Raw genomic sequence first — 23,448 nt, 5'->3', positions numbered from 1 at the left:
CAAAACCAAAGGAGCCACCATGCACACCCGTAACCTGCTTGTCGCTTCACTGTCTTTACTGGCAACCGCCGCGGTCGCCCAGACCCATTACGCCTGGGTCGGGACGTACAACCCCAACGGCGAGGGGCTGTACCGCTTTACGGTCGATCCTCACACTGGCGCGCTGTCGAATAAAACGCTGGTCAGCACGCTGCCAAACGCCGCGCAGCTCACCGTCTCGCAGGATGGTAAGACGCTCTATCTGGCGAGCGAAGTGGAGCAGGGCGTGGTGCAGGCGCTGCGCGTGGGCGATAACGGCGAACTGAGCGAGCTTAATCAGGTGGCGTCCGGCGGGGCGGGGCCGGTCTATCTCTCCCTGACGCCAAAGGGTCACCACCTGCTGGTGGCGAACTACGTCAGCGGCTCGATTGCTGTTCTGCCGGTTAATGCAGACGGCAGTCTGGGGGAGGCCACGGACACGCATCAGGATCGGGGAGAGCCGGGCGCGGCGAAACCGGCGGCGGCGGTGGAAGGCAGTTTTGCCATTAGCGATCACAATGGCCCCCATGCGCACATGATCGCCGCCGATCCGCGCGGGAAATACGTTTTTTCTACCGATCTGGGTCTGGATCGTATCTACCAGTACCGTTTTGACGATCAAACAGGCAAGCTGACCCCGAACGATCCGCCGTTTATCAGTGCCTCCTCGAAAGGGGCCGGTCCGCGGCATTTCGTCTTTACGCCGAAAGGCGATGCGTTATGGCTGATTAACGAAGAGGCATCCACGCTCACGCACTATACGCTGGATGCCCGGGGCAGGCTGCAGGAGGGGAAAACCCTCTCCGCCCTGCCACACGGCTATAAAGGCACCAGTTTTGCCGCCGGGCTGGCACTCAGTGCCGATGGCAAACAGCTGTATGTGGCTAACCGTTTGCATAACAGCATCGGGCACTTTACCGTAACAGCGGATGGCACGCTGACGCATCAGGACGATGTGTGGACGCGTGGTGATTACCCGCGCACCCTGACGCTCGACAAACAGGGGCGCTGGCTGTACGTCATGAATCAGCGCAGCGACAACATTACCCGTTTTCGCGTGGCGCAGGACGGCAAACTCAGCGCCGAGCCGGACTATACCCCGGTCGGCAGCCCATCCCAGATGGTCATTTCACCCTAAGCCGTAAGAGGACAACCCCGTGCGATTTCCGAACCAACGTTTAGCGCAACTTTTCGATCTGTTGCAAAACGAGACGCTGCCGCAGGACGAACTGGCGCAGCGGCTGTCGGTCTCCACGCGAACCGTCCGCGCTGATATCACCGCCCTGAACGCGCTGCTGGCGAGCCACGGTGCGCAGTTTATTCTCAGCCGCGGCAATGGCTATCAGCTCAAAATTGACGATGCAGAACGCTATCAGCAGCTTCAGTCCTCACACCCGCGCGCGCTGCGCATTCCCCGCACCGGGCCGGAGCGCGTGCACTATCTGGTGGTCCGTTTTCTTACCTCCGCGTTTTCGCTCAAGCTGGAGGATCTGGCGGATGAGTGGTTTGTCAGCCGTGCGACGCTGCAAAGTGACATGGTGGAAGTGCGCGAGTGGTTCCACCGCTACAACCTGACGCTGGAAACCCGACCGCGCCACGGCATGAAGCTGTTTGGCAGCGAGATGGCGACCCGCGCCTGTCTCACCGATCTGCTCTGGGAGCTGGCACAGCAGGATAGCCAGAACCCGCTGGTGACCGACGTTGCGCTCAATGCGGGGGTCGCGGAGCAGATGGTTCCCGTGCTGCACGATGCGCTGACGCGGCATCACATTCGTCTGACTGACGAGGGCGAGCTGTTCCTGCGCCTGTACTGTGCGGTGTCGGTGCGTCGCATCAGCGAGGGCTATCCGCTGCCGGAATTTCACGCAGAAGATGTGGCCGAGAATGTTCGTGAGGCGGCGAAAGACATCGCTGTGACCATTCAACAGCTGGCGGATAAAGCGCTTTCGCCTTCAGAAGAGAGCTGGCTCTGCGTTCACATCGCGGCACGTCAGATCCAGGAGATTGCCCCCAGTGCCATCAATGCCGATGACGACGAAGCGCTGGTCAATTACATCCTGCGCTACATCAATACCCACTATAACTACAACCTACTCAGCGACGAGCAACTGCATGCGGATCTGCTCACCCACATCAAAACCATGATCACCCGCGTGCGCTATCAAATCATGATCCCTAATCCGCTTCTGGATAACATCAAGCAGCACTACCCGATGGCGTGGGATATGACCCTCGCGGCAGTGTCGAGCTGGGGGAAATACACGCCGTATGTGATCAGCGAAAACGAGATCGGTTTCCTGGTGCTGCATATCGGCGTCGGGCTGGAGCGCCACTACAACATCGGCTACCAGCGCCAGCCGAGGGTGCTGTTAGTTTGCGATGCCGGGAATGCGATGGTCCGGATGATTGAAGCGGTGCTGCAGCGCAAATATCCGCAAATTGAGGTGACCCGCACGCTCACGCTGCGCGAGTATGAGCTGGCGGAACCGATCGGCGAAGACTTTGTTATCTCGACCGCCCGCGTGAGCGAAAAGTCTAAACCGGTGGTGATGATCGCCCCGTTCCCGACGGACTACCAGCTTGAGCAGATAGGTAAGCTGGTGCTGGTGGACCGAACCCGCCCGTGGATGCTGGATAAATACTTCGATGCCGCCCATTTCCGCATTATCGACAGGCCGATTGACCAGCAAACGCTGTTCCGGGAGCTGTGCGAGCAGCTCGAAGAAGAGGGGTTTGTTGGCGCGGAGTTTCTGGATTCGGTCGTGGAGCGAGAGGCCATCGTCAGCACCATGCTGGGCGACGGCATTGCGCTACCGCACTCCCTCGGGCTACTGGCACAAAAAACGGTGGTTTACACCGTGCTGGCACCACAGGGTATTGCCTGGGGGGATGAAACTGCCCATGTGATTTTCCTGCTCGCCATCAGCAAGCGCGAGTACGAAGAGGCGATGGCGATTTACGATATTTTCGTGACTTTCCTGCGTGAGCGCGCCATGTCACGGCTGTGCAGTTGCAATGATTTCGCCGGGTTTAAAGCGGTGGCGATGGAGAGTGTGAGCCGGTTTTGAGAGACGTTATCCAGAATTCGATGTAATGCAAATGTAATGCTAAAATGCATTACGCATTCGATTTCACTGGAGACATAATGGCCACGCTGAACGTCCGTCTGGATGACAAACTCAAAAACGAGGCTTATGCCGTGCTTGAAAAACTCAATATCACGCCAACGGAAGCCGTTCGGTTACTGTTTCAGTACGTTGCGGAGACGGGGCGTATGCCGGTGAAAACGGTCACTGTTAGCGACAGTGAAGATGAACTCATACACACAGTCCGGGAGCGGCTGGCTAATCCGCAAAAAGGAATTAAGGTTAGGCTGGATGACTTATGAACTCGTATTTGATCCGAGGGCGTTCAAGGAGTGGACCAGGCTGGGTGATACCGTAAAAAATCAGTTTAAGAAGAAGCTTGCGAACGTGTTGGTGAACCCCAGGGTTGAATCGGCTCGCCTGCATGGCCTGCCTGATTGCGACAAGATAAAACTCAGATCCCAGGGTTATCGTTTGGTCTATCAGGTTCAGGACAACGTTGTGACGGTATGTGTTATTGCTATCGGTTAGAGAGAGAAATCAGCCGCTTATCATGACGCAAACAAACGGCTTTAGCGATCACCGCAAATGATGCACAACCTGGTTGCTGCTGCCGCGCCAGATCAGCGCAGGGTCTTTTAAATCCTGCACAAACTTGCCGTCAACCAGCACGTTAATCAAATCCACCACTTCCCTCTGTTCAGCATTCAGTTCTTCAAGCTTATAACCCGTCCAGACCCAGATATCCTTTCCTGCACATTCGCGGCGAATGCGTTTTATCAGCTTCAGAATGTCCGGCACGTTTTGCGGGTGAAGCGGGTCGCCACCGGAGAGTGAAATCCCCTGGCGATGAATGCGCGTGTCGTTGAGATCGTGGATGATCCGCTGTTCCATTTCCGCGGTGAACGGCAGGCCTGAATTCAGGCGCCAGGTGCTTTTGTTGTAACAGCCGGGGCATTCATGGACGCAGCCTGAGACAAACAGAGTGCAGCGGGTGCCGGGGCCGTTGACGATGTCGACGGAATAGTATTGATGATATCGCATAAGAAGATGTCCAGAGTGTGTGTGCGCGGGTGCCCTCACCCCAGCCCTCTCCCACAGGGAGAAGGGGAAAACGTAGGTGCGCGTTCGGTTCCCTCCCCCGGAGGGAGAGGGGTAGGGTGAGGGGAAACCCCCGACGCCTTAACCGATCTGCCCATTCCCCAAATGCTTCACGCGTCGCTTAACCTCTTCCTGCTTACCGGCGTTAAACGGACGCGCATCGGGACTTCCGAGATAGCCACACACGCGGCGGGTCACCGAGACGCGAGCCGCATCGTGGTTACCGCATTTCGGGCAGGTGAAGCCTTTGCTGGTGCACTCAAACTCACCGGTAAAGCCACACTCGTAGCACTCGTCAATCGGGGTGTTGGTCCCGTAATACGGCACGTGCTGATAGCTGTAATCCCAGACATCTTCCAGCGCCTTCAGGTTGTGCTGAATGTTCGGATACTCGCCGTAGCAGATGAAGCCACCGTTCGCGACGGGCGGATACGCGGCTTCAAAGTCGATCTTGTCGTAAGGGTTCACCTTCTTCTCCACGTCGAGGTGGAAGCTGTTGGTGTAGTACCCTTTGTCGGTTACCCCTTCGACAATGCCAAATTCAGCGGTATCCAGGCGGCAGAAACGGTCACACAGGTTTTCACTCGGGGTGCTGTACAGGCTGAAGCCGTAGCCGGTTTCGTCTTTCCACTGGTCAACCGCATCGCGCAGGCGCTGAACAATGGCGACACCTTTTTCACGCAGGGCGTCGTTGTCATACATGTGCTGGTTGCCGAACAGCGCGTTGATCGTTTCGTGAATACCGATGTAGCCCAGAGAAATTGACGCGCGACCATTTTTGAAGATCTCCGACACGTCATCGTCCGCCTTCAGGCGCACGCCGCAGGCTCCTTCCATATACAGGATGGGCGCAACGCGGGCTTTCACCCCTTCCAGACGCGCGATACGGGTCATGAGGGCCTTACGTGCGAGCTGCAGACGTTCGTCCAGCAGCGCCCAGAAGGCCGCTTCGTCGCCTTTGGCTTCGAGGGCGATACGCGGCAGGTTGAGGCTGATCACACCGAGGTTATTACGGCCGTCGTGAACCTGTTCGCCGTTTTCGTCTTCATACACGCCGAGGAAGCTGCGGCAGCCCATCGGCGTTTTAAACGAGCCGGTCACTTTGACCACCTGGTCGTAGTTCAGGATGTCCGGGTACATGCGCTTGCTCGCACACTCCAGCGCCAGCTGTTTGATGTCGTAGTTAGGATCGCCAAACTTGTGGTTCAGGCCGTCGCGGATAGCGAACACCAGTTTCGGGAACACCGCTGTCTTACGGTTTTTACCAAGCCCGGAGATACGGTTGCGCAGGATAGATTGCTGAATCAGGCGTGATTCCCAACTGGTACCCAGACCAAAACCGAAGGTCACAAACGGCGTCTGACCGTTGGCAGTATGCAGGGTGTTCACCTCGTATTCCAGCGACTGGAACGCGTCGTAGCACTCTTTTTCGGTACGGGAGTGCGCGTAGCCATCGGCGTCCGGGATTTGCCACTCTTCAGCGGTTTGACGGTGTTTATTGAAGCTTGCCGTGACGAACGGTGCCAGTACTTCATCAATGCGGTTAATGGTGGTGCCGCCGTAAATATGGCTGGCGACCTGAGCGATAATCTGCGCCGTGACCGCAGTGGCCGTGGAGATGGATTTTGGCGGCTCAATCTCGGCGTTACCCATTTTAAAACCGTGGGTCAGCATGCCTTTCAGGTCGATGAGCATGCAGTTGAACATCGGGAAGAAGGGCGAGTAATCGAGATCGTGGTAGTGGATCTCACCGCGCTCATGCGCCGAGACCACGTCGCGCGGCAGCAGGTGCTGACGGGCATAGTGTTTGGCAACAATACCGGCCAGCAGGTCGCGCTGGGTGGGGATCACTTTGCTGTCTTTGTTGGCATTTTCATTCAGCAGGGCGGAGTTGGTCTGCTCAACCAGGCCACGAATCTCCTGATTAAGACGACCGCGTTTCTCACGCTGTACGTCCCGATCGTGGCGGTATTCGATATAGGCGCGGGCTAACTGCTTGTAGGGGCCCGCCATCAGCTGGTTTTCAACCGCGGTCTGGATCTCATTGATATCGACCTGGCTGCGTTCGTTCATCTGGCTGCTAACGACTTCTGCGACGGTGGCGCAGTAATCTGCGTCATCGACACCCGCTGCTTTAGCTGCACGCAGAATGGCTTCCTGGATGCGCTCTGATTTAAACGGCACTTTACAGCCATCACGTTTCATCACATGCGGTGTCATGATCACTCCATTTTTAAAAACAGGTTATCCACAAAGGTGGAGAAGTGTTCACCGGGCGTATTGTCAGCCAGGCCAGAGACTTCCCACGTTCCCAACGCGTGTTATCCACAATTCCGGAGAGCTGAGTCGCCGTCTTGTTGTTGGAATAGCAGACGATAAATACAATATGTTGGGTCAGCGTGCATTTTAAGTGCTACATATAGTGATTTGCATCAAACATGTTTGCGATTTATTTGATTCAGAACAAAGTAAAAAGACGAGAGTACAAACGACGGGCACTCCAGCGTTTGTAAAGACGAGAGGGAAAATTCTGATTAATTATTCAACAAAAACAAGCGCTCAGCAGCATGTGCCGAGCGCCAGTCGGTTAACTCACCCCGCATGCCCAGTTCAGTCCGGCCTGGAGAAAGGCTGCCGCCGCAATACTCCCCAGTATCAGCGGGATAACAAGTGAGCGCCCGGGTTCGGCGTCCGCGTTTTGTGGCGTTTCTCTGCGCAACGCGGACAGCGCTTCTTCGCCGGTGCGCGCCGCCAGAAGCGCGTTACGCACCCGCTCTTCCGCCAGCGAACTGGTCAGCGTCGTCAGCAGCTGCATATGCGTACTGCCGGCCTCGGCGTGCGGAATGGCGAGCAGAAAAACCATCCTGACCGCTTCATCGCCTTCCAGCCCCGGCCAGATAACCGGCTCATCAAAAAGCGCCAGGCAAAACGCCGCCTGCTGCACCGCGTCTGATTTACCGTGCGGAACGGCCAGCGCTTCGCCCAGCGCGGTGGGACCTTCACTTTCGCGGTGTAAGACGCTCTGGATAAAGGCGTCTTTATCGGTGATGACGTTTCGCCCGACAAGCGGTTCGGAGAGCCAGCGGATCAGCGCTTCAGGCGTGCGGCAGGGTGGGTTAATAAACACCAGTTCGGGGTGCGTGAGTTCAAGCAAGTTCATGTTAAGCCTCAATCAAAAAATCACAGGTCGCAGAAGGGGGGATCGTCGTCACCGATGGCACGTGTTCTTCCAGATAATTGAGCTGGGGACGCTCTGCCAGGCCAGCCGGAACAGGGACAGGCTGTGTCCCGGCGTTGAACACGCGGGCGATCGTGCCAGGCGATCGTTGCGCATGGGGCAGGGCAGAAAGAACGAGCGGTTCCGGTAAGGCGAATAACGAAAATTCTGCCGGCAGCGTGCGTTCGGGCAGGCGCAGCGAAAAACGCTCAAGCCGGTTATCGAGGGTATGCAGCGTTTGCCGTTGATAGGTGAAGGGGTGACCCGTCGCCTGATTCTCCAGCTGGCGCAGCGTCAGATGGTCTGCGTTATCGGCCAGCGCCACGGTGAAGGAAAAGTGCAGCGGTTTGAGCAGCTGCGCATCGGGCGTATCGACCACCGTATTGTTAATGCCAGACGCCCGGCCGGGTCGCCAGTCAAGATCGCTGCGCCCCAGTACGCCGGTTGATTTGAATAAGGTCAGGGCAATGACTGCCGGATCGCGTCCAATAACCTGAAACTCTTTCATGCCGCGGCTATTCACGACCAGCGCTTTGCCCGCTTGCGCGATAGCGATGATGCCCTCGCTGGTTTCAATATCCACGGGCTTCTCGCGATAGCGCTCCTGCCAGTGAGTATCGTCGTACCCCGTTTTACGCTCGATTATCGAGAACGGCTGCGAGGCGAGGGAGTGACGGGTGCAAATATCGCTGTTGATCAGTAAACGCAGCCGGTGATCGCAGTGGTTGTTTACCAGCGAGCTATCAACATGCAGGTTCGGATCGTCGTGACGTAATTCGCACACTATGCGCATTGATAACGGGGTGCGGGTATTTTCCCGGCGTCCAGCGAGATCCGGCGGCAGCGACATGACCGCCTCAAGCACCATCGTTTGGCAAAGAGGGGTTTTGCTGCAGTCGATCAGCGTGAAATGCGCGCAGCGCGTCGGTTCATCGCCCGCGAGCGGCGAGAAATCATAGCTGTCTCCGGCATCCGCGCAGTCTTCAAGACTGAATAACGACGTGATGCGCCTGGCGTTGCGCTTGTCTTCAAGCACCAGCGTACCGGCCTCCAGCGTCAGTCGATAAACCGTATTCTCTATCGCCTCTCCTTTCGCGGCGCGGGTCCTGGCAAACGGAGCCGGCGTGTCTTTTACGTTGACGGTGATATAGCCCACCGGCGGCAGGAGAGGCGTCTGCAGAACAACATGCCAGCGGAAATAAGGCGGAAGGTGTGTTTCGCGTTCACCCTCACAGGTGAGGGAGATGGCCGTTCCTCCAGGTAACGTCTCGCGTTCCAGAACGTCGAAGGGCAGCGGCTGGCCCTGATACGTCAGGGTGATATTGTCGGCCCGACTGTACAGGGTGGTGTGGATCACGCAGCGGGTCGGGGTGGCCAGCGGGTTGAAAATGAGCAGGTCACCCTCCTGACAGCATGCGGCGGCCAGTGACTTCACCACCAGATTCCACAGGCTGTGACAAAGCTGCTCTGTCTGCTCGAGCCGATGAAGAATATCGCGGTTAGTGGCATCGCTGTTGCAGCCGCCCATGGAGTCGTGGGCATGGCTTCGCAGAAGCTTCTTCCAGAGGGTGTCCACGATCGGGAGCGTGACCGGAATGCCCTGATGACGCGCCATGGCGATGGTGGGCTCCAGCTGTCGCAGGATAAACTGCTCAATGTCGGCATTTTTCTTTTTGATATCGTAACGCACAGACCCGATCGTTTTGTGAATGCGGGTGTAGCGCGGCGATTTCAGCTCACCTTCCCATAACGCCAGTTGTTCCCGTTTTGTGCGCAGCAGAGCGACGTACTGCTCCAGCGAGCTGAGGACGTAACGGTCCTGCGTGGGAGAGTGCGCGCTGGCAGCCTGCAGGATATGCGGCAGCGCCGGGTCGATGCTCACCTGATCGCCGCCGCAGGGCAGGAGCAGGTCGTCAATCTGCGACCGTGAACGCAGCAGATCCACCATCGGGTAGATCTTGCCGTGCAGATGGCTGGCCTCCCCGCGCATGTTCTTGGCCGCACCATACCCCAGCGCCATTCCACAGGCGATGATGGTTGCACCTGAGGGCGCGCGCCAGAGAAACTGGCTGTTTTTGGCCTGAGTGTCGTGGTCGATACCGCGCCAGAAAACGATGTTATCGATATTGCAGCCCTGCAAAATCGTGGGCATCTGCGCGTTATGCCCAAAGGTATCCGGCAGATAACCGACCTGCATGGCATGCCCCAGCGCCCGAGCGGCGAAAATGCCGTACTTGAGGTTGCGGATAATCGATTCGCCGTGAACGTTATAGGTATCCGTCTGGGTGAACCACGGCCCGACAAACACGCTTTTCTCCCTGACCAGTTTTTCCAGCCGGGGCCTGTAATCGGGATTGATGGCGAGAAAGTCATCCACCACCGCCATCTGCCCGTCAAGGTGATAGCACTGCCAGGCCGGGTCCTGCTCCAGCGTCTCGATGACCTCCGCAAAGTTGTATGACGCCAGCACCATGCTGTCCTGGCGGGTGAAATACCACTCCTGATCCCAGTGGGTATGGGCTATGACGTGGATCTGGCTCATTGCGCTCTCCTTATCTGGCGTTCTTTGGGCTGAGATAAAGCACGCCCAAGGCGCAAATCAGTGCGCCAATAAAGACGCTTGCCAGGTACCCGACCACATTGGTCGCCAGCGGCCAGCCCCAGATAGCCGGCAGGGGCAACGTCTGCTTCACGCCGAGGGCAATCGCCACCAGCGCACCTGCGACGGCTCCTGTCATAAACACGGGGATCAGGCGTGGGTTTTTCAGGATGAACGGGATAGCGCCTTCTGAAATACCGATAAAGCCCAGCAATAACGAAGTGCTGCCAACGGTTTTCTCTTCACGGCTGAACACATCCGGCAGGCCAAAACGCCCATTGAGGAACGCGGCGAGGCCTACCCCAATAGAAGGAATCACGATGGAGAGCTCGCGGGCGGTTAAATCAAATGTCTCGCTCATGCCGTTCAGGCCGAGCGCGACCGATCCTGCCGCCTTGTTGACCGGGCCGCCGAGATCGAACGCGGTACCCGCGGCGATCATGGCCGAATAGAAGCCGCGTCCGGTATCACCCGCCGAGGTAAAAAAGACCACCATCAGCTGGTTAAGCGAACCAAAAATCGGGTTGATCAGATATTCCATAACCATCACCAGCGTAATACCGGTGATCAGCGGAACGACCAGCATGGTTTTAAGGGTGGTAAGCTGCTGTCGGACGTGAATAGCATCATTCAGCCAGCGCACCAGATAGCCGACAAAAAAGCCAATGCCAATTGCGCCGAAAAAGCCGGAGGGCATAAAGCCTTCAATATCAAAGAAGCGTTTGTAGACCTCATCTGACATGATGCCGCCGATCAGTCCGGGGATCAGCGCCGGTTTACCGGCAATGGAAAAGGCCAGATACATCGCAAAGACCGGGTACATGAACTTGATGGTCATAAAGCCCATTTTATCCAGCACGCTGAACGGCGAATGCTCAATGTTTATAAACTGCCCGGTAATTTTGGCCGTCGCCATCATCAGGCCGCCCATTACCACGACCGGTAACATATAGCTGATGGCCGCCATGATATGGCCGATAAAAATCTGGTAAGCCGAACGCTGAATGGCGTCTTCGTCCGCCACAGTGGTGACGTTTTTCTGCATGGCCAGCGCCTGACGCAGGTAGCGGTCGGTATTTTTGATCAGCTCCTGCGTGCGGGTCTGAAGGTGAGGAACGTGTTCAAAACGTTCTGCATCCTGAATGGGAACGTCGGTTGCAAGAATAATGGCCGTGGCGGAGGCAATATCCTGTTTCGTTAATCTGTTTTTTACGCCGTCGCTGCCCTGCGTTTCGACCTTGACCTCAATATTATGCTCTTTTGCCCATGCAATAATTTTACTTGCCGCCATAAACGTGTGCGCGATCCCTGTAGGACAAGCCGTTACAGCGATAATTTTTTGATTCATCATTGTAATAATTCCCTGGGTGTGAAAATAGCGAAAGTATAAAGAGAACTTAAAACAGTGTTTAAGGTTTGCTAATACTAATTACGTATCGTCATACGCTATGTGGCAATATGTGAAGCGCCTTCCAGAGACTATTTCGCTATTCTGCTAATATCCTGTTAGGTTTTAACAGGACGTAATAAATGAATTCATTTCAGGGAAGTGAACGGTTGATATTTGAATACATCCAGCACCACGCGCGCAATATTTCTGATATATCGGCAAAAGAGATTGCGCGTGATACTTTTACAACAACCACCTCGGTTAATCGTGTCTGTAAGAAAATGGGCTATAAAAGTTATACCGAGCTTCGCTATCGGTTTTTACGCGACCATTTTACGTCTGTCCCTGCCGAGCCTGCGATGGGGCCGCAGGCAGACGATATCGTGGTGGACGTGTCCCGGTTACTGACCCATTCCAGCCATATCTATTTATATGCACGCGGGGCGTCTCTCACCAGCCTCAACTACCTGTCGCGTTTTTTGTCACTGGCGAGCCTGCCGCACCTGATTCTGAATGATATGCACCAGTTGACCCGGGTATCGAAGGGCACGCTGGTGTTGATCAGTAAATCCGGGGAGACGCAGTCGCTGATTGAAATGGCGCGTAACGCGCTGCGTAAAGGGCTAAAGATTATTGCGATTACCCGTCAGGGTTCGACGCTGGCCGGGCTTTCGACTCTGTGCTGGCCGTTGTCGATTGATATGAATGCCGTCTCGTTATACCAGCGAGAGGGGCAGCTGGACCTGTTAAGCGCCGTCGATCGTATCGGCTGCAGGCTTCTGCAGCACGATACGGAGTAGGCAGGCTGTCAGAGCTGCTTCACGATACCCAGACGAATGGCGTAATCATTTTCATGATTGCCATCCTGAGTGAGGTAGGTTTTATCCAGCGACACCAGTTCGACGTAAGGCGTCCAGCCGTCGTCGAGCTTGTAGTTGAACGCTACGGTGTGCTCCCAGTAGGTATCATCCCCGGTTCCCTGATCGACATTATCCTGCCAGCGGAAGCGCGGGTTATAGGACATGCCGAATTTCCCGATGTTGTACGCGAACCACAGGTCGAACTGGTGTGACTCGCGGCGGGTGTAGCCGCTGCCGTCCAGGCGTTTGTCGCTGTGCGCGTCGTTAACGGTGTTATAGCGGTAGCGGGCAGACAGGTTCAGGCCGTTATCGAACGCTTTCCAGCCCTGGATGAAGGGGCGGTAATGCGTATTGCTGGCGGTAAAGACGGTCACCATCCCTGGTGCGATGGCGAACCCACTTCCCAGATCAAAACGCCAGCGTGTTTCGATTTCCTGTGCTGCCTCCGTTAACCCTTTTTCGTCCGGATTATATCGGTCGGTATCACCAAAGAACGTATCGTTATGGTTTTGCGCCGCTTCGACGGAGAAGTAAAAACCGTTATCAGCCTGATGCATCACTTTAATACGTGAATCATTTACGTCTGAGCGCGTATTATGACCAAAGCGAAGATCGACGGAGGTATTTCCGCACCATCCCTGGGTACTTAATAATAATGCGCTAATACATGTTGCTTTAATAATTGTCTTTTTCATAATGTCCTGCCGAGGTTATTTAAATGGCAGGGCTATTCTTATTTTGGCACACCGTGAAGTAAAAGTTATCGTCGTACATTTAGCGTATCGCTAAACATAAAAAAAGAGATACAGCTGGCTGTATCTCTTGAGGGTTATTCCTGTATCCACCAGATGGCTTCAAACGGGCGCAACAGCAGGTTGTCGGGCTGAGGGGGAGCATCCGCATAGTTGCTCAGTGCGACCCGCCAGGCTCCCTGTACTGACGCGGGAACCCATTGCTGGCGCTCACGGCTCAGGTTTGCCACCACCATCAGCGTCTGGCCCTGCGACCGCCGGCGATAGCACCACAGGGAAGGGTGGTCAGGCAGCAGATCTTCATAATCTCCCCACGTCAGCACCGGCAGGGTTTTGCGCAGGCGAATCAGCGTCTGGTAGGTGTAAAACACCGAATCAGTATCGTCCAGCGCCGCACGGGCATTGACCGTCTCGTAGTTGTCGCAAACGCCAATCCACGGCTCACCCTCGGTAAAGCCCGCACTGTGTGTGGCATCCCACTGCATTGGCGTGCGGCCATTATCGCGGGATTTACTCGCCAGAATAGCCAGCAATTCTTCAGGGGCGCGACCGTTGGCCCGCAGTTCAGCGAACATATTAAGGCTTTCAACGTCGCGGTAATCGGTTATACGGCTGAAGTGCGGGTTGGTCATACCCAGCTCTTCGCCCTGGTAAATATACGGGGTGCCCTGCATTCCGTGCAGCACCATGCCGAGCATTTTCGCGGCGTGGGGACGGTACTCCCCTTCATCGCCAAAGCGCGACACAATGCGCGGCTGATCGTGGTTACACCAGAACAGCGCGTTCCAGGCTTTGTTGTGCATGCCCTGCTGCCAGTGGCGGAAGAGGGTTTTCAGCGCCACGAAGTCCGGCCTGGCCAGGGTCCACTTTTCGCCGCCGGGGTAATCCACTTTCAGATGGTGGAAGTTGAAGGTCATCGACAGCTCGCGCCCGTCGAGAGAGGCGTATTGCTGACAGTTTTCCAGCGAGGTCGACGACATCTCGCCTACCGTCATCAGGTTTCGCGGGGTAAAGACGTCGCGGCTCATCTCCTGAAGATACTCATGAATGCGCGGTCCGTCGGTATAGAAGCGACGGCCATCGCCCACGGCGTCATCCGGGAAATCCTGGTCTTTGGAAATCAGGTTAATCACATCGAGGCGTAAACCGTCCACGCCACGGTCGGCCCAGAACTCGCACACCTTTTTCAGTTCGGCGCGCACCTGCGGGTTTTCCCAGTTGAGGTCCGCCTGCTCGGGGGCGAACAGGTGCAGATAGTACTGCTCGCTCTCGGCGTGCCAGCGCCAGGCGTTGCCGCCAAATTTGGAGCGCCAGTTATTGGGCAGTTGTTCCGGCGTACCGTCGCGCCAGATGTAGAACTGGCGATACGGGCTCTCTTTATTCAGCGATTCCCGGAACCAGGCGTGCTGCGTTGAGGTGTGATTGAACACCATATCCAGCACGATACGAATGCCGCGTTGATGGGCCTGCGCGACCAGCTCGTCAAAATCATCCAGCGTGCCGTAGGCCGGGTCGATGGCGGTGTAATTCGCCACGTCGTACCCGTTATCTACCTGCGGGGAAATATAAAACGGCGTCAGCCAGATGGCGTCGATGCCGAGGGTTTGCAGGTAGTCCAGCCGCTGCGTGACGCCGCGTAAATCGCCGGTACCGCAGCCCGTCGTGTCCTGAAAACTCTTTGGATAGATCTGGTAGATAACGCCGTTCTGCCACCAGTGAGGAAGGGTATTCATAATGCGTTCCTGCAAATGCGAAGGGGCGCAACTGCGCCCCGAAAGATGAAGTTAAACAATCTGCAGCGCGCCCTGACGGTACTTACGCTGGTAAACCACGGTGGTGAGAGCCATTGGAACGACAATCGCGATGACCATCGCCAGGGAAAACACCTGCCAGAAAGCGGGCTGGATGGAGAGAATACCAGGCAGACCGCCGACACCGATCCCGTTCGCCATCACACCGTACAGACCGCATACCAGGCCTGCCAGACCGGAGCCGATCATCGCGCACAGCATCGGGAAGCGGTATTTCAGGTTGATACCGTACATCGCCGGTTCGGTGACGCCGAGGTAGGCGGAGATGGCGGCCGGAACAGAAATCTCACGCTCGTTATGCTTGCGGCTGACCAGGATAATGCCCGTGACCGCCGAGGCCTGCGCAATGTTAGACAGCGCGATGATAGGCCAGACCGGCGTACCGCCCAGGCTCTGAATCATCTGCATATCAATCGCCAGCGTGGTCTGGTGCACGCCGGTGATCACCAGCGGGGCGTACAGGAAGCCAAACAGCATGGCACCAATCGGCGCGAAGCTGCCGGTCATCAGGTGACGTACCGCGAAGGCAACGCCGTCGCCAATCATGCGGCCAAACGGACCGATAAACGCATGGGCGAGGAAGACGGCCAGAATAAGGGAGCAGACCGGCACCACCACCAGATAGAGGTAATCCGGTACGATGCGTTTCAGGCGCGTTTCAATAAAGCCCAGCGTCAGACCGGCCAGCAAGGCTGGGATCACCTGCGCCTGATAGCCCACTTTCGCGATGGTGAACAGACCGAAGTTCCACACCTCAGGCACCTGCTGACCAAGTAAGTAAGCGTTCATTAACTGCGGAGAGACCAGCGTGACGCCCAGCACGATACCCAAAATCGGCGTGCCGCCCATTTTGCGCACCGCTGACCAGCAAATCCCGACCGGCAGATAGAAGAAGATCGCTTCGCCAATCAGCCACAGGAAGTCGTAAACGGTTTTCAGCGCCGGGTACATCTGCGCCAGGGTTTTGCCGTCGCTCATCGGCACATCACCGATAACGTTGCGGAAGCCCAGAATCAGACCGCCGCTGATCAGCGCCGGAAGCAGTGGGAAGAAAATCTCCGCGAAGTGGGAAATTAACTGCTCGTGCCATTTCATATTCTGGCGTGCAGCTTTCTTGGCTTGCTCTTTATCGGCTGAACTGTGCCCGGTTGTCGCCAGCAGAGCCTGATAGTAATCGCCCACTTCGGTACCGATGACGACCTGGAACTGACCGGCGTTGGTAAAGCAGCCTTTGACCATGGAAAGCGCTTCAATGGCTTTCGGATCGGCTTTGGCCGGATCGTTCAGCACGAAGCGCAGGCGGGTAATGCAATGGCTGACGGTCGCGATGTTTTCACGGCCGCCTACCAGAACAATCAACTGGTCGATATCTTCTTGTTTGACTTTACTCATCATGAAACCTCATGACCGATGGTGAGGGGGGTAATGACCTGAGCGCAAGCCTACTCCTTCAGCGTGACGGCGAAAATGGGAACGTTCCCGAAATCAGGCGAAGATCACAATAAACGGATAAACGAGGGTTATGAAAGGTGGGCAGGAATTACGATCTGACGCGGCTCAGCACGTCCGTTAATTTGCTCGATCAGCTGTGCAGCGGCCTGCCTGCCTGACTCGGCGTAGCCCGGATCGACGGTGATAATCTCCGGGTGCAGAAACTTCATCAGCGGCGTACTGCCTACGCTCGCGATCTGCAGTCCCTCTATGCGTTGCTCCTGAAGATATTTACTCGCGCCCAGCGCCAGGGTATCGGTGGCGCACACCAGCGCCGTGGTCTGCGGGGTCAGCACGCTGGCGACCTGCTCGTAGCCCTGTTTCATTCCCAGACCCGGCAGAGACGCGACGGCGGAAAGGTTGTGCTGTTTACAGAAGGTCAGGTAGGCCTCGTGACGCCGTTTGCCGGTGGTAACGTCCGCATGCGGTACGCCGAGGTAGCTGATATGGCGATGGCCTTTATCGTACAGACGCTGCATCAGGGTAATAATCGCCCCCTCATCGTCGTAACAGACGGAGGCAAAACCGTGGGCATCGCGCGCCAGCATCACCATCGACGCCTGCCAGGGCTTCAGCATCTCCTCTTTGATGCCGGTAAAACCGAACAGCACCACGCCGTCAATGTTGCGCCGCTGGAGCATACCCAGATGCTCTTCAACCAGCTGCGTGGAGAACTGGCTCTCCATCATGATTGGGTCGTAGCCCTGCTCATAAAAGGCGGGCAGCATGGTCTGAACGGCGAGGTTCTCGGACAGGGAATCCAGACGCGAGACGATAATGGCAACCACTTTGTCACTTTGCCCGCGCATGGCGCGCGCAGAGCGGGAAGGGGAAAAACCGTGCTGATTCATTACCGCCTCGACGCGCTCGCGGGTGCGTTCGCTGACACCGCTCTCATTGTTGAGCACACGCGATACGGTGGATTTCCCCACGCCGCTTAAACGCGCGATGTCTTTTATCGTAAGGCGGTTCTGCATGCTGTATTCCCTGTAACAATGACAACGTGGTCAGTAGAGCCTAATGCTATAGCGTGTTTTCGCTATGGGCAAAGTCTGGTTTACGTTCGGTTTATTTGCGGGGGAGTATAATACCGCCCGAATCGCCGCAAACGGTACGGTTAAATCCTTATACTGCGCGGCGGCACCCTACTTTTTTACTTACCGGAGGTGACATGGATCCCGATCCCACGCTTCTCCTGAACGGGAGCGTTCTTTCTTTCCGGTAAGCCAGCCTTTGTGCTGTCTCACCGGTATGTGAGGCAGCAACGTCCTGCACGTTCCTGCTTAAAACATTAAGTGCCTGTCAGGTACGGCCTTGCCACGCCTGCAGGAAATACTGTGTCCGCGTTTGCGGGCGCGGGGGAATGACTATGTTTAAAAATATCACCCGGCAGCTGCAGGCGATGCTGAGCCGCCACCTGCCACATCGTCTTGTTCAGCGCGACCCGCTGCCAAATGCCAAAAATATGGCCTCTGCAGCGATCCCTGCTTCCCTGAGCCAACGCTGCCTGAACGTGGCGGCGATGGATGAAAACGAAGTCTGGCGTGCCTTTGGCGGGCATCCGGAGGGGCTGAACGCGGCGGAAGTGGAAAAAATCCGTGCCGTGCATGGCGATAACCAAATTCCGGCGCAAAAACCGGCGCCGTGGTGGGTGCATCTGTGGACCTGCTACCGTAACCCGTTCAACCTGCTGCTGACCGTGCTTGGCATTATCTCCTATGCCACCGAAGATCTGTTTGCCGCCGGGGTTATCGCCCTGATGGTGGGGATCTCCACGCTGCTGAACTTTATTCAGGAGGCCCGTTCTACCCGCGCGGCAGACGCCCTGAAAGCGATGGTAAGCAACACCGCAACCGTCTCGCGCGTCATTAACGATCTCGGGGAGAACGCCTGGGTTGAGCTGCCCATCGACCAGCTGGTGCCGGGCGATCTGGTGAAGCTGGCGGCCGGCGACATGATCCCCGCGGATTTACGTATTCTTCAGGCGCGGGATCTGTTCGTGGCGCAGGCCTCGCTGACCGGTGAATCTCTGCCGGTAGAAAAAGTGGCGCGCACCCGCGACCCGCAGCAGATGAACCCGCTCGAGTGTGACACCCTCTGCTTTATGGGCACTACGGTGGTCAGCGGCACGGCGCAGGCAATGGTCATCGCTACCGGCGGCAACACCTGGTTTGGACAGCTGGCCGGGCGCGTGAGCGAGCAGGAGAGCGAACCGAATGCCTTCCAGAAGGGGATTGGCCGCGTCAGCATGCTGCTGATCCGCTTTATGATGGTGATGACGCCGATTGTGCTGCTGATCAACGGCTATACCAAGGGCGACTGGTGGGAAGCGGCGCTGTTTGCGCTCTCCGTCGCCGTAGGGTTAACGCCTGAAATGCTGCCGATGATTGTCACCTCCACGCTGGCGGGCGGAGCGGTCAAACTGTCAAAACAGAAAGTGATCGTCAAACACCTGGATGCCATTCAAAACTTTGGCGCGATGGACATTCTCTGCACCGATAAAACCGGCACGCTGACCCAGGACAAAATTGTGCTGGAGAACCACACCGATATCGCCGGTAAAACCAGCGATCGCGTGCTGCACAGCGCCTGGTTGAACAGCCACTACCAGACCGGGCTGAAAAACCTGCTCGACGTCGCCGTGCTCGAAGGCGTGGATGAAGAATCTGCCCGCACGCTCTCCGGGCGCTGGCAGAAAGTGGATGAGATCCCGTTTGACTTCGAGCGCCGCCGCATGTCGGTGGTGGTGAGCGAGCATCCGGACGTGCATCAGTTGATCTGCAAAGGCGCATTGCAGGAGATCCTCAATGTCTCAACCCAGGTGCGCTATAACGGCGACATTGTGCCGCTGGATGAAACCATGCTGCGCCGTATCAAGCGCGTCACCGATAACCTGAACCGTCAGGGGCTGCGCGTGGTGGCGGTGGCGAGCAAATTCCTGCCTGCACGCGAAGGGGACTATCAGCGTATCGACGAATCCGATCTGATCCTCGAGGGTTATATCGCATTCCTCGATCCGCCGAAAGAGACCACCGCGCCTGCGCTGAAAGCGTTAAAGGCCAGCGGCATCACCGTGAAAATCCTTACCGGCGACAGCGAGCTGGTGGCCGCCAAAGTGTGTCATGAAGTGGGGCTGGATGCGGGTGACGTCGTTGTGGGAAGTGATATTGAGCCCCTCTCCGATGATGCGCTGGCAACGCTTGCGCAGCGCACCACGCTGTTCGCCCGGCTGACACCCATGCACAAGGAGCGCATTGTCACCCTGCTGCGTCGCGAAGGGCATGTGGTGGGCTTTATGGGCGACGGCATTAACGATGCGCCCGCCCTGCGTGCGGCGGATATTGGTATCTCCGTAGACGGTGCGGTGGACATTGCCCGTGAAGCGGCGGATATCATTCTGCTGGAAAAGAGCCTGATGGTGCTGGAGGAGGGCGTTATCGAGGGACGTCGTACCTTCGCCAACATGCTGAAGTACATCAAGATGACCGCCAGTTCCAACTTCGGTAACGTTTTCAGCGTGCTGGTGGCGAGTGCGTTTCTGCCGTTCCTGCCGATGCTGCCGCTGCACCTGCTGATCCAGAACCTGATGTACGATGTCTCTCAGGTCGCCATCCCGTTTGATAACGTGGACGACGAGCAGATCCAGAAGCCGCAGCGCTGGAACCCGTCCGATCTGGGGCGCTTTATGCTGTTCTTTGGCCCGATCAGCTCCATCTTCGACATTCTGACCTTCTGCCTGATGTGGTTTGTATTCCATGCCAACACGCCGGAACACCAGACGCTGTTCCAGTCCGGCTGGTTCGTGGTAGGGCTGCTGTCGCAAACGCTGATTGTGCATATGATCCGTACGCGTCGCATCCCGTTCATCCAGAGCCGGGCCGCGTGGCCGCTGATTGTCATGACCGGCATCGTGATGGCGCTCGGCATTGCACTGCCGTTCTCGCCGCTGGCCAGTTACCTCCAGCTGCAGGCGCTGCCGCTGAGCTACTTCCCGTGGCTGGTGGCGATCCTCGCGGGCTATATGGTGCTGACGCAGATGGTCAAAGGCTTCTATAGCCGTCGGTATGGGTGGCAGTGATTTCTCCCCTCTCCCGGCACGGGAGAGGGGTACGTTTCCTCCCAAATTCAACAACCTGTGATCTCCGTCAGCGCATTCGCTTGACGACAAAATGAGCGCATGTTAACTGAATGTTTTGCCTTTATTTGGCCCGTCAGATAAGGAACATTCATGTTACGGTACAGTCTCTTAACCGCCGGGCTGATGCTCGGCGCGTCAGCGTTTGCCGCTCCGGCAGGCGACTTTCCCCTGATGCCCTGGCCTGCGAAGGTTGAACGTCCCGCGACGCAGGGCGCACTGGTACTCAGCAACACCCTTTCCGTCAGCGTTACCGGAGACGACCTCGGCGACGCGGTCAACCGTCTGCGCCAGCGCATCGCCCTGCAAACCGGCTGGACGCTACAGCCGCAGGCCGTTAAACCGGACAAGCCCACTATCCGCATTGCCATTACCAAAAAAGTGAAGCCGCAGCCGCTGCCGGACAGCGATGAGCGCTATACGCTCACGGTCGATGCCAGTGGCGTGGATATCACCGCCAACACCCGTTTTGGCGCGCTACGCGCCATGGAAACCCTGCTGCAGCTGATACAAAATGGGGCGGAAAACACCTCCCTGCCGTGGGTCACTATTGAGGATTCCCCCCGTTTCCCGTGGCGTGGGCTGCTGCTTGACTCGGCACGACACTTTATCCCGCTGCCGGATATCAAACGGCAGATTGACGGTATGGCGGCGGCAAAACTCAACGTGCTGCACTGGCACTTGACCGACGATCAGGGCTGGCGCTTCAGCTCGACACGCTATCCAAAGCTCACGCAGCTCGCCAGCGACGGGCTGTTTTACACGCCGGAACAAATGCGCGACGTTGTGCGCTATGCTACCGAGCGCGGCATCCGCGTGGTGCCGGAGATCGACATGCCGGGCCACGCCTCGGCGATTGCCGTGGCCTACCCGGAACTGATGAGCGCCCCGGGACCGTATGAGATGGCGCGCCACTGGGGGGTGCTGAAACCGGTCCTGGATCCGACAAAAGCGGCGACCTATCAGTTTGCGGAGGCGATGGTCAGTGAACTGGCGGCGATCTTCCCCGATCCGTATCTGCATATCGGCGGTGATGAAGTGGATGACACTCAGTGGAAAGCGAACGCCGCCATTCAGCAGTTTATGCGCGACAACACACTGGCAGACAGCCATGCCCTGCAGGCCTATTTCAACCGCAAGCTGGAAAATATCCTCGAAAAACACCACCGGCAGATGGTGGGCTGGGATGAGATTGCTCATCCTGATCTGCCAAAAAGCATCTTGATCCAGTCCTGGCAGGGCCAGGACGCGCTGGGGCAGGTGGCGCAGAAGGGCTATAAAGGCATTCTCTCGACCGGCTTTTACCTCGATCAGCCCCAGTCCACCGCCTATCACTACCGCAATGAAATTGTGCCGCAGGGGTTAAACGGCGAGGATGTGATTGGCGACACCGACAGCGCCCAGAGCTGGTCATTCACCATGCCGCGTCTGAAAGGCAAGCCGGTGGAGGGGAGTTTCACCCTGGTGAAAGGGGATTCCGGCTGGCGTGGATTTATTGATTTCGCCGGGAAATCCCGTCGTGCGGTACAGGATATTGCGTGGCGCGACGACAATCAGGTGACGTTTACCGTCGATACCTGGATGGGCGAAACGCGCCCGGTGGTGTCGGTGGACAACGATAAGCTGAGCGGCTATTTCCTGGTGGGCAATGCCCGCTATCCCATTGACGGCAAGCGCCTGGACGATATCCCCAAAGGCATCCCGCCGGTGGTACCGGACGCCGCTCATCAGGTGAACCTGCTCGGCGGGGAAGCCGCGCTGTGGGCGGAAAACGTGGTCGCACCGGTGCTGGATATCCGCCTGTGGCCGCGCACCTTTGCTGTGGCGGAGCGGTTATGGTCCGCGCAGGACGTTAACGATGTCGACAACATGTACACCCGCCTGCAGGCGATGGACAGCTGGTCGACGGTCTCGGTCGGGCTGCAGCAGCATACTCAGCAGCAGGTGCAGTTCACGCGTCTGGCGAATAACGCCGATACCCTTCCGCTGCAAATCCTCGCGCAGGCAATCGAGCCGGCGCAGTATTACACCCGTCAGCACCTTAAGTTCCAGACCGGAAATTACCATCAGTTCGAACCGCTCAATCGGTTTGCTGATGCGCTCAACGCCGAAAGTGCCACGGTGCGCCAGATGAACAAATGGGCTGACCGCCTGGTCAGCGACGCGGAAGACACGGAAAGCGCCGACGCGCTGCGCCACGTCTTCAACCGCTGGCAAAGCAACACCAGCGATGCGCTGGCATTAAGTGAAAACAGCTACGCACTGAAGGCGATTAAACCGGTCATTCAGGAGGTGGATAAGCTGGCCTCGATTGGCCTGCGGCTGACGGATCTGGTGGCGCGTCAGGGGACGCTGGATGACAACGAGATTGCCTCTATTCAGGGCGAGCTGGATAACGCGGCGAAAATACAGGATGAAGTGGTGATTGCGGCGGTGTATCCGCTGGAAACGCTGCTACGGGCGACGCGGAATCAGTAGCAAAACGCCCGGTAGCGCGTTGCCTGCCGGGCACAAAGGCAGCGTCGGCTGCCCCTGACTGAAACTTAGCGACGTACGGCGATCGCTTCGATTTCAATTTTCACGTCTTTAGGCAGACGCGCAACTTCCACACAGGAGCGTGCAGGGAAAGTGGCGTTGTGCTCAGTGAAGAACGCTTCGTACGTGGCGTTAACGGTCGCGAAATCGTTCAGATCTTTCACGAACACGGTGGTTTTCACGATGTCGGCCACTTTCAGACCCGCAGACTCCACGATAGCCTGTACGTTTTCCAGCGACTGACGCGCCTGCGCCGCCACGTCTTCTGGCACTTCACCCGTTTTTGGGTTCACCGGGATCTGGCCAGAGGTAATAATCATGCTACCCAGATCAACGCCCTGAACGTATGGGCCGATAGCCGCTGGTGCATTTTCCGTCGCGAGTACTTTGGTCATGATTTCTCCAGAATAACAGCTGATTAAATGTTCCCGGCCATTATAGGGAGGCCGGGAT

The 23,448-nt window shown here is 57.0% G+C and carries 17 protein-coding genes; 7 read left to right on the top strand and 10 right to left on the bottom strand.

Annotation, left to right across the window (positions count from 1 at the left end; genetic code table 11):
- Nucleotides 1-19: 19 nt before the first annotated feature.
- The 4 genes from QMG44_RS13910 (at nucleotide 20) to QMG44_RS13895 (ending at nucleotide 3,635) form a co-directional block, all read left to right on the top strand.
- Nucleotides 20-1,156 (top strand): lactonase family protein, encoded by a 1,137-nt coding sequence (locus tag QMG44_RS13910; protein ID WP_086533173.1) that lies wholly within the window; start codon nucleotides 20-22, stop codon nucleotides 1,154-1,156.
- A gap of 19 nt (nucleotides 1,157-1,175) precedes the next feature.
- Nucleotides 1,176-3,086 (top strand): transcription antiterminator, encoded by a 1,911-nt coding sequence (locus QMG44_RS13905; protein WP_032681846.1) that lies wholly within the window; start codon nucleotides 1,176-1,178, stop codon nucleotides 3,084-3,086.
- A gap of 77 nt (nucleotides 3,087-3,163) precedes the next feature.
- A complete protein-coding gene (locus QMG44_RS13900; protein WP_032679513.1) occupies nucleotides 3,164-3,406 on the top strand; it encodes a type II toxin-antitoxin system RelB/DinJ family antitoxin in 243 nt (80 codons plus the stop codon).
- A complete protein-coding gene (locus QMG44_RS13895; protein WP_020885403.1) occupies nucleotides 3,396-3,635 on the top strand; it encodes a type II toxin-antitoxin system RelE/ParE family toxin in 240 nt (79 codons plus the stop codon). Before QMG44_RS13900 ends, QMG44_RS13895 begins: the two co-directional genes overlap by 11 nt.
- A 48-nt stretch (nucleotides 3,636-3,683) precedes the next feature.
- Here the strand turns inward: QMG44_RS13895 and nrdG are convergent, their stop codons facing one another.
- The 5 genes from nrdG to QMG44_RS13870 form a co-directional block, all read right to left on the bottom strand.
- Entirely contained in the window at nucleotides 3,684-4,148 is a 465-nt protein-coding gene (gene nrdG / locus QMG44_RS13890) for an anaerobic ribonucleoside-triphosphate reductase-activating protein (RefSeq protein WP_086533174.1), read from the bottom strand.
- A gap of 138 nt (nucleotides 4,149-4,286) precedes the next feature.
- Complete coding sequence (gene nrdD / locus QMG44_RS13885) at nucleotides 4,287-6,425, bottom strand: anaerobic ribonucleoside-triphosphate reductase (protein ID WP_086533175.1); 2,139 nt, start codon at nucleotides 6,423-6,425, stop codon at nucleotides 4,287-4,289.
- Between the two features lie 367 nt (nucleotides 6,426-6,792).
- Complete coding sequence (locus tag QMG44_RS13880) at nucleotides 6,793-7,365, bottom strand: PTS sugar transporter subunit IIA (RefSeq protein WP_032679517.1); 573 nt, start codon at nucleotides 7,363-7,365, stop codon at nucleotides 6,793-6,795.
- Between the two features lies 1 nt (nucleotide 7,366).
- Entirely contained in the window at nucleotides 7,367-9,964 is a 2,598-nt protein-coding gene (locus QMG44_RS13875) for a glycoside hydrolase family 38 C-terminal domain-containing protein (protein ID WP_281853111.1), read from the bottom strand.
- A 10-nt stretch (nucleotides 9,965-9,974) separates the two neighbouring features.
- A complete protein-coding gene (locus tag QMG44_RS13870) occupies nucleotides 9,975-11,372 on the bottom strand; it encodes a PTS fructose transporter subunit IIC (protein ID WP_071993116.1) in 1,398 nt (465 codons plus the stop codon).
- Between the two features lie 179 nt (nucleotides 11,373-11,551).
- Between QMG44_RS13870 and QMG44_RS13865 the strand changes: the two genes are divergently transcribed.
- Complete coding sequence (locus tag QMG44_RS13865) at nucleotides 11,552-12,211, top strand: MurR/RpiR family transcriptional regulator (protein ID WP_014168392.1); 660 nt, start codon at nucleotides 11,552-11,554, stop codon at nucleotides 12,209-12,211.
- 8 nt (nucleotides 12,212-12,219) lie between these two features.
- Here QMG44_RS13865 and QMG44_RS13860 read toward each other — a convergent pair whose 3' ends face one another.
- The 4 genes from QMG44_RS13860 to treR all read right to left on the bottom strand — a co-directional run bounded on the left by QMG44_RS13860 (nucleotide 12,220) and on the right by treR (nucleotide 17,302).
- Complete coding sequence (locus QMG44_RS13860; protein ID WP_086533176.1) at nucleotides 12,220-12,966, bottom strand: oligogalacturonate-specific porin KdgM family protein; 747 nt, start codon at nucleotides 12,964-12,966, stop codon at nucleotides 12,220-12,222.
- A gap of 134 nt (nucleotides 12,967-13,100) precedes the next feature.
- Complete coding sequence (gene treC, locus QMG44_RS13855; protein WP_020885396.1) at nucleotides 13,101-14,756, bottom strand: alpha,alpha-phosphotrehalase; 1,656 nt, start codon at nucleotides 14,754-14,756, stop codon at nucleotides 13,101-13,103.
- A gap of 51 nt (nucleotides 14,757-14,807) precedes the next feature.
- Nucleotides 14,808-16,226, bottom strand: a complete 1,419-nt coding sequence (gene treB, locus QMG44_RS13850) for a PTS trehalose transporter subunit IIBC (protein WP_025205752.1) — start codon at nucleotides 16,224-16,226, stop codon at nucleotides 14,808-14,810.
- 128 nt (nucleotides 16,227-16,354) lie between these two features.
- Nucleotides 16,355-17,302, bottom strand: a complete 948-nt coding sequence (gene treR / locus QMG44_RS13845) for a trehalose operon repressor TreR (RefSeq protein WP_014168396.1) — start codon at nucleotides 17,300-17,302, stop codon at nucleotides 16,355-16,357.
- A 392-nt stretch (nucleotides 17,303-17,694) separates the two neighbouring features.
- Between treR and mgtA the strand changes: the two genes are divergently transcribed.
- Nucleotides 17,695-20,403, top strand: a complete 2,709-nt coding sequence (mgtA, locus tag QMG44_RS13840) for a magnesium-translocating P-type ATPase (protein WP_086533255.1) — start codon at nucleotides 17,695-17,697, stop codon at nucleotides 20,401-20,403.
- 150 nt (nucleotides 20,404-20,553) lie between these two features.
- A complete protein-coding gene (locus QMG44_RS13835) occupies nucleotides 20,554-22,938 on the top strand; it encodes a beta-N-acetylhexosaminidase (protein ID WP_086533177.1) in 2,385 nt (794 codons plus the stop codon).
- 65 nt (nucleotides 22,939-23,003) lie between these two features.
- On the opposite strand, the gene ridA is transcribed toward QMG44_RS13835, so the two are convergent.
- Nucleotides 23,004-23,390, bottom strand: a complete 387-nt coding sequence (gene ridA, locus QMG44_RS13830) for a 2-iminobutanoate/2-iminopropanoate deaminase (protein ID WP_232937800.1) — start codon at nucleotides 23,388-23,390, stop codon at nucleotides 23,004-23,006.
- Between the last annotated feature and the right edge of the window lie 58 nt (nucleotides 23,391-23,448).

Origin of the sequence: Enterobacter sp. 200527-13 (genome assembly GCF_027924865.1) — a bacterium.
Taxonomy (GTDB): Bacteria; Pseudomonadota; Gammaproteobacteria; order Enterobacterales; family Enterobacteriaceae; genus Enterobacter; species Enterobacter ludwigii.
This window is presented reverse-complemented; position numbering and strand designations above follow the sequence as displayed.